At 51.3% G+C, this 12,037-nt stretch carries 12 protein-coding genes; all 12 read left to right on the forward strand.

All coding sequences use genetic code 11. The annotated features are described in order from the left end of the window. Positions 1 to 37 precede the first annotated feature (37 nt). The 12 genes from EL386_RS08210 to EL386_RS08265 all read left to right on the forward strand — a co-directional run bounded on the left by EL386_RS08210 (position 38) and on the right by EL386_RS08265 (position 11,943). Positions 38 to 760, forward strand: coding sequence for a respiratory nitrate reductase subunit gamma (locus EL386_RS08210; RefSeq protein ID WP_126455171.1), 723 nt, complete (start codon positions 38 to 40; stop codon positions 758 to 760). Positions 761 to 792: 32 nt separating this feature from the next. Continuing rightward, complete coding sequence (gene dsrK / locus EL386_RS08215; RefSeq protein WP_232020178.1) at positions 793 to 2,289, forward strand: sulfate reduction electron transfer complex DsrMKJOP subunit DsrK; 1,497 nt, start codon at positions 793 to 795, stop codon at positions 2,287 to 2,289. A 30-nt stretch (positions 2,290 to 2,319) separates the two neighbouring features. Next, complete coding sequence (locus EL386_RS08220; RefSeq protein WP_126455173.1) at positions 2,320 to 4,326, forward strand: NAD(P)-binding protein; 2,007 nt, start codon at positions 2,320 to 2,322, stop codon at positions 4,324 to 4,326. A gap of 69 nt (positions 4,327 to 4,395) precedes the next feature. Next, a complete protein-coding gene (locus EL386_RS08225) occupies positions 4,396 to 4,830 on the forward strand; it encodes a cytochrome c3 family protein (RefSeq protein WP_126455175.1) in 435 nt (144 codons plus the stop codon). Then, positions 4,827 to 5,603, forward strand: a complete 777-nt coding sequence (gene dsrO / locus EL386_RS08230) for a sulfate reduction electron transfer complex DsrMKJOP subunit DsrO (protein WP_126455177.1) — start codon at positions 4,827 to 4,829, stop codon at positions 5,601 to 5,603. Before EL386_RS08225 ends, dsrO begins: the two co-directional genes overlap by 4 nt. A gap of 29 nt (positions 5,604 to 5,632) precedes the next feature. Continuing rightward, complete coding sequence (nrfD, locus tag EL386_RS08235) at positions 5,633 to 6,886, forward strand: NrfD/PsrC family molybdoenzyme membrane anchor subunit (RefSeq protein WP_126455179.1); 1,254 nt, start codon at positions 5,633 to 5,635, stop codon at positions 6,884 to 6,886. A 45-nt stretch (positions 6,887 to 6,931) separates the two neighbouring features. Beyond that, positions 6,932 to 8,311 carry a cobyrinic acid a,c-diamide synthase CobB gene (locus EL386_RS08240; protein ID WP_126455182.1) on the forward strand — a complete coding sequence of 460 codons (1,380 nt, stop codon included), beginning with the start codon at positions 6,932 to 6,934 and terminating at the stop codon, positions 8,309 to 8,311. A 22-nt stretch (positions 8,312 to 8,333) separates the two neighbouring features. After that, positions 8,334 to 8,648, forward strand: a complete 315-nt coding sequence (locus tag EL386_RS08245; RefSeq protein WP_126455184.1) for a HesB/IscA family protein — start codon at positions 8,334 to 8,336, stop codon at positions 8,646 to 8,648. A gap of 6 nt (positions 8,649 to 8,654) precedes the next feature. Beyond that, complete coding sequence (locus EL386_RS08250; protein ID WP_126455185.1) at positions 8,655 to 9,053, forward strand: hypothetical protein; 399 nt, start codon at positions 8,655 to 8,657, stop codon at positions 9,051 to 9,053. A gap of 92 nt (positions 9,054 to 9,145) precedes the next feature. After that, positions 9,146 to 10,786: an ATP-binding protein gene (locus EL386_RS08255; RefSeq protein ID WP_126455187.1), complete on the forward strand. Its 1,641-nt coding sequence runs from the start codon at positions 9,146 to 9,148 to the stop codon at positions 10,784 to 10,786. 15 nt (positions 10,787 to 10,801) lie between these two features. Then, a complete protein-coding gene (locus tag EL386_RS08260) occupies positions 10,802 to 11,458 on the forward strand; it encodes a response regulator (RefSeq protein WP_126455189.1) in 657 nt (218 codons plus the stop codon). A gap of 20 nt (positions 11,459 to 11,478) precedes the next feature. Continuing rightward, complete coding sequence (locus EL386_RS08265; RefSeq protein ID WP_126455191.1) at positions 11,479 to 11,943, forward strand: rhodanese-like domain-containing protein; 465 nt, start codon at positions 11,479 to 11,481, stop codon at positions 11,941 to 11,943. Positions 11,944 to 12,037: the final 94 nt, after the last annotated feature.

A 12,037-nucleotide genomic window follows, 5' to 3' on the forward strand; every position in this document is an offset into this window, starting at 1 on the left:
CCCGGCCTCACTTACTTACGCCATGAGGTATTAATCGATGTCTGTGACATTGGCCTATAGTATTTTATTCTATGTCGCCACAGTAACTCTGGTTGCTGGTTTGGCCTATCGCATCTATACGTATGCGAAGACCCCTGCCCCGCTGAAGATCGCGACGACACCTGCACCGACCACCCGGGCCGGCGTAGCGTATCGCCTGGCACGTGAGGTCGTATTATTTGAAAGCCTGTTTAAGGCCACGAAATGGACCTGGCTGTTTGGTTGGGCCTTCCATTTCGGTATGTTGTTGGTGCTGCTGCGCCACTTACGTTATTTTACAGATACCCCCTGGTTCTGGGTCAACCTGATCCAACCATTTGGTATCTATGCCGGCTTCGTTATGCTGCTCGGCCTGTTTGGTCTATGGGCGCGTCGTTTCCTGGTTGATCGCGTACGTTACATTTCGTCACCGTCTGATCACCTGATGCTGCTGCTGCTGATTGGAATTGCGGCAAGCGGTCTATTGATGAAGTTTGTCTCGCACACAGACATCGTCGGTGTTAAGAATTTTGCTATTGGCCTGATGGAATTTAATTTCCAGCCCATGCCAGAAAGTCCTATTTTGATGGTTCACCTTGGGCTCGTTGCTGTGCTGATGATTATTTTCCCGTTCAGCAAACTGCTACATGCAGCGGGCGTGTTCTTCAGCCCAACACGTAATCAGGTCGATAATCCTCGCGAAGTTCGACACGTTGCCGATTGGGCCAAAGACGCTGAATAAGCGTTAAGTAAAAGATTTAGGAGAGCAACAACGTGGCAGCAGCAAAATTTGATACGCCAGAACTAAAGGACATCCCTGTCATTCCTGCTATCCAGGAAGGCGTGATGGCTCACAGTTCGCCATTTATTGCGAAGCCGGAGCACCAGGAACCACTTGGTTTCCCCGGTGAACTGGTTGACAACTGGCAGCAGGTCGCCCTCGACAAAATGGAGGACCTGACACACAAGTATCGTTCTTTTAAGGTTTACCTTGACTCATGCGTGAAGTGTGGTGCTTGTACTGATAAGTGTCATTACTTCCTTGGCACCGCCGATCCAAAGAACATGCCCGTGGCACGTCAGGACCTGCTGCGTAAGGTTTACCGTCGTTACTTCACCCTGGCCGGCAAGTTCTTCCCGAAACTGGTCGGTGCGGTTGACCTGACCAAAGAAGTGCTTGATGACTGGTACAGCTATTTCCACCAGTGTTCACAGTGCCGTCGTTGTTCCGTATTTTGCCCTTACGGTATCGATACCGCTGAAATCTCCATGGCTGCCCGCGAGATTCTCGATACCGTTGGCGTCGGCCAGAAATACTGTAATGAAATTATTGCCAAGCTTTATAAGATTGGTAACAACCTCGGCCTGCCTGAACCGGCCCTGGTCGATACGCTTGAAGGTCTTGAAGAAGACGTCGAAGAGGAAACCGGCGTTGCGGTTAAATACCCGGTTGATATAGAAGGCGCAGACGTACTGGTTGTCACCCCTTCTGCCGACTTCTTCGCAGAACCACATATTGATGGTCTTATCGGTTACGGTAAGGTTTTCCACCAGGCAGGTATCAACTGGACCCTGAGCTCCTATGCCTCTGAAGCCGCTAACTTTGGTATGTTTATCGGCAGTTACGACAACATGAAGCAAGTCGCCCTGCGAATTCGCAAGGCCGCACTGGACCTGGGTGTGAAGCGTATTGTTGTAGGAGAATGTGGCCATGCCTGGCGTGTTGCCTACTCCTTCTGGAATACGCTGGCGGGTCCATTTGACTTCCTCGATCCAAATTATCCTGTGCCGCAGCACATTATTGAGGTCACCCATGACCTCATCAAGCGCGGCGCACTAAACCTCGACCCGTCAGCCAATGACGAACACCGCGTCACCTTCCACGATTCCTGTAACGTGGCACGTGCAACACGCATGGGTAACATGCCAGGTGGTCAGTTCATTCTGCCGCGCGAGGTTATCAAGGCGTCTGTCAATCATTTCTATGACATGGCGCCTGAAACGATTCACGAAAACACGTTCTGTTGTGGCGGCGGCGGCGGTTTGCTGACCGATGACCTCATGGAACTTCGTGTTAAAGGTGCAATGCCTCGTATGCAGGCATTGGACGAACTTGTAAGAGAGCATGACGTTAACTACCTTGCTGCGATCTGTGCGATCTGTAAGAGTCAGTTCACGAAGACCTTGCCCTATTACAACTTCCCGATGGATATGATTGGTAGTGTTCATGGTCTGGTTAGCAATGCTATCCAGCTGGGCACAAAAGAATAATTTAACTGGATTCCTTTCAGGAGAACAGAGATGGCAACATCCAAGAAAGATATAGCAAAGAACCTCGAAGGCTTTACACATCGCCGTTACCCGGACAACCAGAGTGAAAAAGACTGGGCGTCATGGGGCGACCAGATTTTTGTCGGTGATGAAAGTCACAAGTGCCCCACTTACATAGCCAAGACCCCACCTTGCCAGGGCAGCTGCCCTTCAGGTGAGGACATCCGTGGCTGGCTGAACATCGTTCGTGGTATCGAGCAGCCTACCGGCGACATGGACTGGAAGGAATACGCATTCCGTCGTTCAACCGATGCCAACCCGTTCCCATCTACCATGGGTCGTGTTTGCCCTGCACCTTGCCAGGACGGCTGTAACCGTAACGAGGTTGATGACTATGTTGGCATCAACGCAGTGGAACAATTTATTGGTGATAATGCCCTGCAGTCCGGCTACAGCTTCAAGGCCAGCGATAAAGAATCTGGTAAGAAGGTTGCTATCATCGGTGGTGGTCCTGCCGGTCTGTCCGCGGCCTACCAGCTGCGCCGCATGGGTCACGCTGCCACTATCTTTGATAACCACGCTGAACTCGGTGGCATGATGCGTTACGGCATCCCTGGCTATCGTATGCCACGTGACGTTCTGGATGGTGAAATCAATCGCATTATCAACATGGGCGTAGAGGTCAAGACCAATACCAGGATTGGTACTGACGTCACCATGGAACAGCTTGAAAAAGACTTTGATGCCGTTCTGTTTGCACTCGGTGCACAGTCTGGTCGTGGTCTGCCTATCGAAGGTTTCGAAGAGTCAGAAAACTGCATTAGTGGTGTGGCCTTCCTTGAAGCCTTTAACGATGGTCGCATGAAGGCCGTATCAGGTCGCATTGTGGTGGTTGGTGGTGGTGATACCTCTATCGACGTTGCCTCTGTGGCCCGTCGTCTTGGCCACATCAAAAACGCCAATGAGAAGGACCGTCCTGAATACGTTGTGCTTGGTCATACTGCGCACGATGTCGTCGACATTGCGAACAAGGAAGGCGCAGAGGTTGCGCTGATTTCACGTCAACCAGTTGAAAACATGAATGCTGCCAAACATGAAATCGATGACGCGAAGCGTGAAGGTATTGATATCCAGGGTTCTCTGACACCTGTCAGCGTGGTACGCGATGCAAACGGTCGTGCAACCGCGCTAAGAGTAGCCAAGCTGGACTACTCAAGCGGCAAGCCGGAAGTCATTGAAGGCTCCGAGTTTGATATGGAAGCCGACCTTATTGTTTCTGCCATTGGTCAGAGCGGTAGCTTCGACGGTATGGATGGCTTTGCTAACGAACGCGGTCTCATCGACGCCGATAAGCACTTCCAGATCCCGAACAAGCCTGGTTTCTTCGCCTGTGGTGATATCGTTCGTCCGCACCTGCTGACTACGGTTATCGGTCAGGGTTCTATCACTGCCGAAACCATCGACCACTTCTTCAAGAAGGAAGATTTGAAGAACCGCCCGAAGGTCGACGTTCACACCTTTGACCTGCTGGAGAAACTGGAAGAAGTCGGTAAGACACCAGCAGTGTACAAGGCAACTCCTGGCGAACGTGCAATTGATGCCGGCCTGCGTGGTACCGATGGTGAAGGCAAGTCTGTTGGTGGTTTTGCTATTCACAACTTCGAAGACCGTTCTCATAATGAGATCATTGCTCACGAAGAATTGTTCCTTGGTCACTTTGCCAAAGAAGCTCGCCAGAAGCGTGCAGAAAATGTCCCGGATGCTAAACAAGTACTGGGGCACTTCCATGAGCGCATGGAAGGCCTTTCTGAAGAAAGCACTGTTACTGAAGCCAAGCGCTGCATGAGCTGTGGTATGTGTTTCGAGTGTGACAACTGTGTCATTTACTGCCCACAAGATGCCGTCCTGCGTACACCAAAGGACGAATCAACCATGGGTCGTTATGTCTACACAGACTACAGTCGCTGTATTGGTTGCCACATCTGTGCTGATGTTTGCCCTACCGGCTACATCAAGATGGGCCTTGGCGAACACTAATTGACCTAATTAGGGGTTATCGTGAAGCTGATTCACAATCTACTTATTGTACTGGCGGCCTCACTCTTTATGAGTGGGCCGCTCAGTGCAGCTGACATCGGTCCTGAACTGAAGATCAACCGCAGCAAGGGCGACAAGTGTGTCGAACCTGCTGAGGTCATGCGTCAGGATCACATGAAGTTTCTCTTGCACCAGCGAGATGAAACGATGCACAACGGCATCCGTACCAAAAAGTATAGCCTCAAAGAGTGTATTAACTGTCATGCCAACAAGGATGAGCAAGGCGAGTATATTCCGGTAACAAAACCGGGAGAGTTCTGCCAGTCTTGCCATGCTTATACCAGCGTTAAACTAGATTGTTTCGAGTGCCATGCTACCAAGCCTCGTGAAACGGCTTTTCATCCGATTGTTACCGATCGCATGAATGCCTTTCGCGAACAGCATGGGGCGCCTCGTAGCAAGACTCTGCTCGACTCGATCGCTCGTCAAGGTGATGCACAATGAACAAGCAGCCTGAAGTAGATACATTTCGTCGTGAATTTATTGGCAAGTCTGCAGTCGCCACGGGTGGTGCCGTTGCACTGGCATCCGGTGTAACACTTCTTTCTGTTGGCCAGGCATCAGCCCGCCCGGCCGATGAAGCCGTAACCGATAAATCACGCTGGGGTCTATTGGTAGACAGCAATAAGTGTGCCGATGGTTGTAACGATTGTGTCACTGCCTGCCAGACCGAAAACGGTTGGGGCAGCGGCAGTAGTGATGAGAAAAAATCTGATGCCTCACAAAAGGCTCAATGGATTCGCACCGTTACGCTTAAGAATAAGCTCACCGGTAGCGAACACCAGCTGCCAATGATGTGTCAGCACTGTGAGAACCCGCCTTGTGTAGACGTTTGTCCAACGGGCGCCTCTTTCAAGCGCGCCGATGGTATCGTCCTCGTCGACAAGCACATCTGCATCGGTTGTCGTTACTGCATGATGGCCTGTCCATACAAGGCGCGTTCCTTCATTCATGAAGAGCTTACCGATCAGAATCCTGATGTACCACGCGGTAAGGGCACTGTTGAGTCCTGTACCCTGTGTGTTCACAAGATTGACCGCGGCGATGGCAATACGGCCTGCGCCGAAGCCTGTTCCAAGGCTGGTCATGATGCCATTATCTTTGGTGACTTGAATGACGCTAACAGCAAGATTTCAAAAGAACTGAAGAAGCAAGCCTCTACCCAGATCCGCGCCGACTTGAACCTGAACACCGGCGTTCGTTATCGCGGTATTTAATATCTACTGATTCAGCGGAATTATAAAAAATGAAGCCAGCTATTCATTACAGTACAGTCGAAGGTCGCAGTCTTGCCTATTGGGGCTTGCTCGGTTTTTTGGGTTTCGTCCTGCTGCTCGGACTGGGCGCAACATGGGTGATGGAACATAACGGCCACCACGTGACCGGCATGAATAACCACGTCATCTGGGGCATGCCTCACGTTTTCGCCGTATTCATGATCATTGCCGCCTCTGGCATCCTCAACGTAGCCTCTATCGGCTCCGTGTTTGGCAAAAAAATGTACAAGCCGCTGGGGCGCTTATCCGCCCTGCTCGCCTTTGCCTTTCTCGCCGGTGGTTTGATGGTGCTGATGCTCGATCTGGGTCGCCCTGACCGTTTGATTATTGCCGCGACCTACCTGAATCCTAAGTCGGTATTCGCCTGGAACATCCTGCTCTACCCAGGTTTCTTCCTCGCCGTACTGGTTTATGTATGGTTCATGATGGAACGCCGCATGAATCAATACTCACACCAGGCTGGCCTGTTTGCCTTTGTCTGGCGTCTGCTGCTGACCACGGGTACCGGTTCCATCTTTGGCTTCGTCGTTGCCCGCCAGGGCTATGATGCCGCCGTGATCGCACCGATGTTCATCATCATGTCCTTCGGTTTTGGACTGGCGATTTATATCCTGACCCTGATGGCCGCCTGTCGCTGGACAGGTCGTGAACTGGGTGACGGCGTACTACGTACTCTAAAAAATCTGCTCGGTGTCTTCATCGCCGCTATCTTTTACTTCGTATTTGTCTTCCACCTGACGAACCTCTATGGCACCGAGAACCACGGTATTGAGCGCTTCATCCTCATGGATGGCGGCATTTACACCCAGCTGTTCTGGATCGGTTGGGTAGTCATCGGCATGCTGCTGCCCATGGCGATTGTCTATCACCCCAGCATGGGTAAGTCGCGCAACTGGATTGGTATTGCCAGTGGCATGGTAATCGTTGGTGGCCTGGCATCCATGTATGTCATCATCATCGGTGGCCAGGCCTACCCGATGCCTATCTTCCCCGGCTTCGAGACCAGTTCCAGCTTCGGCGATGGCCAGGTAGCGCAATACGCGCCGAGCATCTGGGAAATCGGTCTCGGCCTGGGTGGGGTGGCACTGGCCTTTGCCATGACCGTTTTTGCCATCAAGGTACTGCCCTTCCTGCCCAACAGTCTCGAAGATGCCCTGGTTGACCCGCACTTCAAGCCGGAACCAGTACCTGCAGCAGTGGAAGCCGAGGCTGACGCTGGCTAGGCAAACAACATCAAACGTTACAACTGAGAACGTGGGGTATGCATAATGCCCCACGTTCTCGTTTCTGCTGCCCATAAATCCTCCGGCAAGACCACCATCAGCATCGGCCTGTGTGCCGCCCTGGCAGCACGTGGCCTGCAGGTACAGCCATTCAAAAAAGGCCCTGACTACATCGACCCGATGTGGCTGGCCAGTGCCAGCGGCCGCGACTGCCATAACCTTGATTTCTACACCATGCACCGTGAAGAGATACAGGATACCTTCGCGCGCTTTGCCTACACAGCCGACTTCAGCCTCATAGAGGGCAACAAGGGCCTGTACGACGGCCTCGACCTCGATGGCAGTAACAGTAATGCCGCCCTGGCAAAGTTGCTTGGAGCGCCCGTGGTGCTGGTTCTGGACGCACGTGGCATGACTCGTGGTGTTGCGCCGTTAATCCTCGGCTACCAGGCCTTCGATAAAGATATCCATATCGGTGGCGTTATCCTCAATCGCCTGGGTGGTTCACGACACGAGGCCAAACTACGCCGCGTCATCGAACACTATACCGATGTACCCGTGATCGGTGCGGTGCACCAGCACACAGACATGGCCATAGTCGAACGTCACCTCGGGCTCATGCCCAGCAACGAGGCGCAGGCCGCCCGCCAACACATCGACAATATCGCCCGCCATGTTAGTGAGTCGGTTGATCTCGACAAGTTATTGGAGATTGGCAAACAGGCAAGTGTCATTACCAAGCCATCTTCTTTAACAGTAACCCAAGTTGCAAGTGATGTACGCATCGCCGTGGCGCGTGATGAGGCCTTCGGTTTTTATTACGCCAGTGACCTTCAGGCAATGCGTGATGCCGGTGCCGAGGTTGTTGAATTCAGCACCATCGATGACATGACCTTACCGGAAAACATTGACGGTCTGTTTATCGGTGGAGGCTTCCCGGAGAGTAGCATGGACAAGCTCGCTGCCAACCAGAGTATGCGTGAAAGTATTCACAAGGCAATTGAAAATGGCCTGCCCAGTTATGCCGAGTGTGGTGGCCTCATGTACCTGTCACGATCGATAAGCTGGAATGCAGATCAGCATGAAATGGTCGGCATTATTCCTGGTGATATCCAGATGCACGAAAAACCACAAGGTCGTGGTTATGTACGGATTCGTGAAGTCGAAAACTTTATCTGGCCCAATCCAGATAAAAAAACAGAACACCAGGCACATGAATTTCACTATTCCAGCCTGGATAATTTTTCCCCCAATAGTGAATATCGCTTTGCCTACGAAGTCCTGCGTGGACATGGGATTGACGCCAAGCATGACGGCATCATATATAAAAATATGCTAGCCTGTTATACACACCAACGTCATGTTGAAAGCAATCCGTGGGCAAAACGCTTCACTGATTTTGTGCGCACTAAGCGCAGTTCGTAACCACACGTTAAGGTATTAAAACATGATAACGATTACAGACGCCGCACTTGAGCAAATTAAAAAATCTGCCAGCGAAGGAGATATGGCCGGCATGTCACTACGTATTGCTGCAACAAAAGACAAGGATGGCAATATTGAGTACGGTATGGGCTTTGACAATAACAAGACCGATAGCGATGCCGTGGTCAGCATTGGCCCACTAGATGTTCTGATTGGCGAATCATCGCGTGATTTACTCACCGGAGCCACCCTCGACTTCGTGGCCATCGAGGGAGATGAAATGCATTTTATCTTTATCAACCCTAACGACCCGAACCAGACGCCACCAGCAGCCTGATAGCCCATGGCTGTTGCCGATGCCTGTCCTTTTGATCGTGCCATACAAAGCACGGCATTTGACTGTAGCCAGTCTCGCAAGACTTTTATTGGCGAGAAGGAAAGTGTCATCTGCTCTAATCTCAACGCACGTCAGGACTGTGTGTTACTGGTCAGGCAACTGAAAAAGAATGCCCGCTTCGCCCTGCAAATCAACACCGCTAATGGCCTCTTGACCCACGGTCAGGAGATGAAACTCAAGAGCGGTGGCCTGCGAGGCCTGCAAGCTTTGCCATGCAGTAACCAATCCAGTGATATTCACGATTTACTCAATCGTGTTATCACCGAATTCGGCAACATCGAACAGTTCCCCTACGCCGATCTGGTCAAGGCGATCAGTCGCTACAAGCTCCGCAGAGGCTCGTAAGCCTATGTAATTATGTGATATTCAGTCCCTCATCACCAATCTCTGGCCATTATCTGTTAGAATAGTCTCACCTTGCAGCCCTCGTCCATGTCATGAACTCAGAAACAACACTCCATCAGAGTAAAATTAGCGAAAGCACCCCTTTCGTCCCTGACGACACGCTGGGTGCCCGATCGGCAAATATCGTCGTCAGTACACTCTCCCGCAATCGCCTGCTCGTCCCTATTCTCGGCCTGCTGGTGACGCTGCTGCTGTTTGCTGCCACCACCTTCATCGGCCTGTTCATGCCAGATCAGGCCCAGGTCGTTTTTGTCAGCCAACTTCTGTTACTCATCTGTGGGCTGTTTCTGCTCGCCTACACCGTTTACCGTATCAGGCAACAAATGCTCAAACCGATTGCTGGCCTGCGTAATTGGTCACAACGGATCCGGGCTGGTGACCTGACGACTCACATCGATCTACCGCCTCCTGGCGAGTTCGCCAGTGTGATACAGGACATTAATCGCCTGACCGAGGAACTGCATATTCTCACTGAAGAGATGGATCAACGCGTCAGGGAACAAACCGCTCATATCGCCAACAAATCCCGATCGCTGGAAATCCTCTACGATATCACCACCAGTCTCAGTTCCACAGGCAGCCTGGATGAGTTACTCGAGCAATTTCTCGATACCCTGATGACACTGGTTGATGCCAATGCGGCCAGTGTCCGCCTTGTCGATGGCCTGCAAACCCGGCTGGTCGCGAGTCGTGGCATGACAAAGCAAATCCGTGAAGAGGATCAACTGGTTGATATGAACCGTTGCCTGTGCGGCCGCATAAGTCAACATGGAGGCCTGGGCATTCAAAAAGGTATTGAGGCCTGCAACCAGTTCCTCTCCTGCCCTGTGGTTAAGGGTACATGTAGTGAAATGGTCGTGGTTCCCTTGCAATATCAAGACCGTATCCTCGGTGTCTATAACCTGTTTCTTGAACGCCCTAGCAGCGAGCTGGGCAAGGATGCACGTGACCTGCTGAATTCCATTGGCAAACACCTCGGCCTTGCCATTGCCAAATCACGGCTTGACATTAATGCCCGCCGCCTTGCCATCATGGAAGAGCGTAATATGATAGGTAACGAGTTACATGATTCCCTTGCACAGGCCCTGGTTGGCATGCGCCTGCAAACCAAAATGCTCGGCGAGACCTTATTCAAAAAGGATGTACGTGCTGCACAGAGTGAGGTACGCCGCCTGAATACTGCTATTGACGAGGCCCATACCAGCCTTCGTGAATTGTTATCCAATTTTCGTTCTCGTATGGATGAACGAGGCCTTATCTACGCGGTACAGGATCTGGTTTATAATTTTAAGCAGGAAACCGGCATAAATACCTACCTGCATACAGGCGATATCAAGGACCATGCCGGCCTAACACCCGCGCAGGAATTTCAGGCCTACCGCATTACCCAGGAAGCACTGGCAAATATCAAAAAACACAGTAATGCCTGCAACGTCCGCATCCTGTTTAACCGACAAGGTGACGACGGCTGTACAATACTTATCGAGGATGATGGTCTCGGGTTTAGTGATGAACAGGGAAGTTCAGGTCCTGGTGAACATATCGGTCTGTCTGTGATGAAGGAACGCGCAGATGCACTGGGTGGGGAACTTGAAATTGAGAGCGAAGCTGGCGAAGGGACACGGATTATCCTGCATATCCCACAGGCCAGCCAAATACTCTCCGGAACATAGTTGGGGTAACAAAAATTGCGCGTATTACTTATTGATGATCATGCCCTCGTCCGCAGAGGACTTGAAGAACTTCTGACAAGCCGTGGCATTGAAATAGTCGGTTCTGCAGGAAATGGCGAGGATGGCATCGATTTGGCTGTTTCACTACAACCTGACATTATCCTGCTCGACATAAAAATGCCTGGCATGAACGGTCTTGATACCTTATCCCGCTTGCGTGAGCTGGAAATCAATATCCCGGTTCTGATGCTGAGCATGAGTCGCGATGAGGATGACCTCGCCCGTGCCTTACGTGAAGGTGCGCGCGGATACTTATTAAAGGATATGAACCCGGATGAGCTCATCCCCGCCCTGAATGATGCCTTGACCGGGCAAAACGTTGTCGCCAAAGAGCTCGTTGGCTCGCTAACCAATATAATCCAGGGCAAACCGGCTGAGCAGGAGAAAATCGAACCTGCCACCCCTCTCTCCGAACTCACCCCACGTGAACAGGAGATCCTTGAGCATATCGCGGAAGGTGAAAGTAACAAGGTCATTGCCCGAAATCTGGGTATCTCCGATGGCACAGTCAAACTCCATGTTAAGGCAATTCTGCGAAAACTCGGTGTACATTCGCGTGTCGAGGCCGCCGTTATCGCAGTTGAACATGGCTACCGTCAAGCCGGTAAATAATATTCAGTCAAGGCAACACTATGAAAACATTTAATACCCTGGTCAGCGAATATTCTCAACAAATTACTGAAATTATGCCCTGGGACCTTGAAGAAAAGCTCGCGTCAGACAAGCCGCCTCTCCTGCTGGATATACGTGAACCCTACGAATTTGATTCCATGCGCATCAAGGACTCGATCAACGTGCCACGTGGCATTCTTGAAACCGCCTGTGAATACGATTTTGAAGAAACCGTACCGGAGCTTGTCGAGGCCCGTGACAAAGAGATCGTGGTCATCTGTCGTTCCGGTAACCGTAGTGTGTTTGCCGCGCATGTCATGCAACTCATGGGTTATACACAGGTCAGTTCCCTGAAAACCGGCTTGCGTGGCTGGAATGACTACGAACAGCCACTTATTAATGCCGCCGGAAAGGTCGACATTGACGATGCCGAAGAGTATTTCACGCCGAAATTGCGCCCAGAGCAGCTGCAACCGACTAAATAATTTCCACACTCCAAGTAATTTTATCACTTGTGCAGCATATAAACGTTACAAAGGTTTACTTCATTTCTGTTTGCAGATGCCGATAAAATAGCTA

The organism is Sulfuriflexus mobilis (assembly GCF_003967195.1).
GTDB classification, from domain to species: domain Bacteria; phylum Pseudomonadota; class Gammaproteobacteria; order AKS1; family AKS1; genus Sulfuriflexus; species Sulfuriflexus mobilis.

Excerpts from the sequence above, each read along its gene's own strand:
- EL386_RS08210 (WP_126455171.1), top strand. The coding sequence starts at position 38 with ATGTCTGTGACATTGGCCTATAGTATTTTATTCTATGTCGCCACAGTA.
- EL386_RS08220 (WP_126455173.1), top strand. The coding sequence starts at position 2,320 with ATGGCAACATCCAAGAAAGATATAGCAAAGAACCTCGAAGGCTTTACA.
- EL386_RS08225 (WP_126455175.1), top strand. The coding sequence starts at position 4,396 with ATGAGTGGGCCGCTCAGTGCAGCTGACATCGGTCCTGAACTGAAGATC.
- dsrO (WP_126455177.1), top strand. The coding sequence starts at position 4,827 with ATGAACAAGCAGCCTGAAGTAGATACATTTCGTCGTGAATTTATTGGC.
- nrfD (WP_126455179.1), top strand. The coding sequence starts at position 5,633 with ATGAAGCCAGCTATTCATTACAGTACAGTCGAAGGTCGCAGTCTTGCC.
- EL386_RS08240 (WP_126455182.1), top strand. The coding sequence starts at position 6,932 with ATGCCCCACGTTCTCGTTTCTGCTGCCCATAAATCCTCCGGCAAGACC.
- EL386_RS08245 (WP_126455184.1), top strand. The coding sequence starts at position 8,334 with ATGATAACGATTACAGACGCCGCACTTGAGCAAATTAAAAAATCTGCC.
- EL386_RS08250 (WP_126455185.1), top strand. The coding sequence starts at position 8,655 with ATGGCTGTTGCCGATGCCTGTCCTTTTGATCGTGCCATACAAAGCACG.
- EL386_RS08255 (WP_126455187.1), top strand. The coding sequence starts at position 9,146 with ATGAACTCAGAAACAACACTCCATCAGAGTAAAATTAGCGAAAGCACC.
- EL386_RS08265 (WP_126455191.1), top strand. The coding sequence starts at position 11,479 with ATGAAAACATTTAATACCCTGGTCAGCGAATATTCTCAACAAATTACT.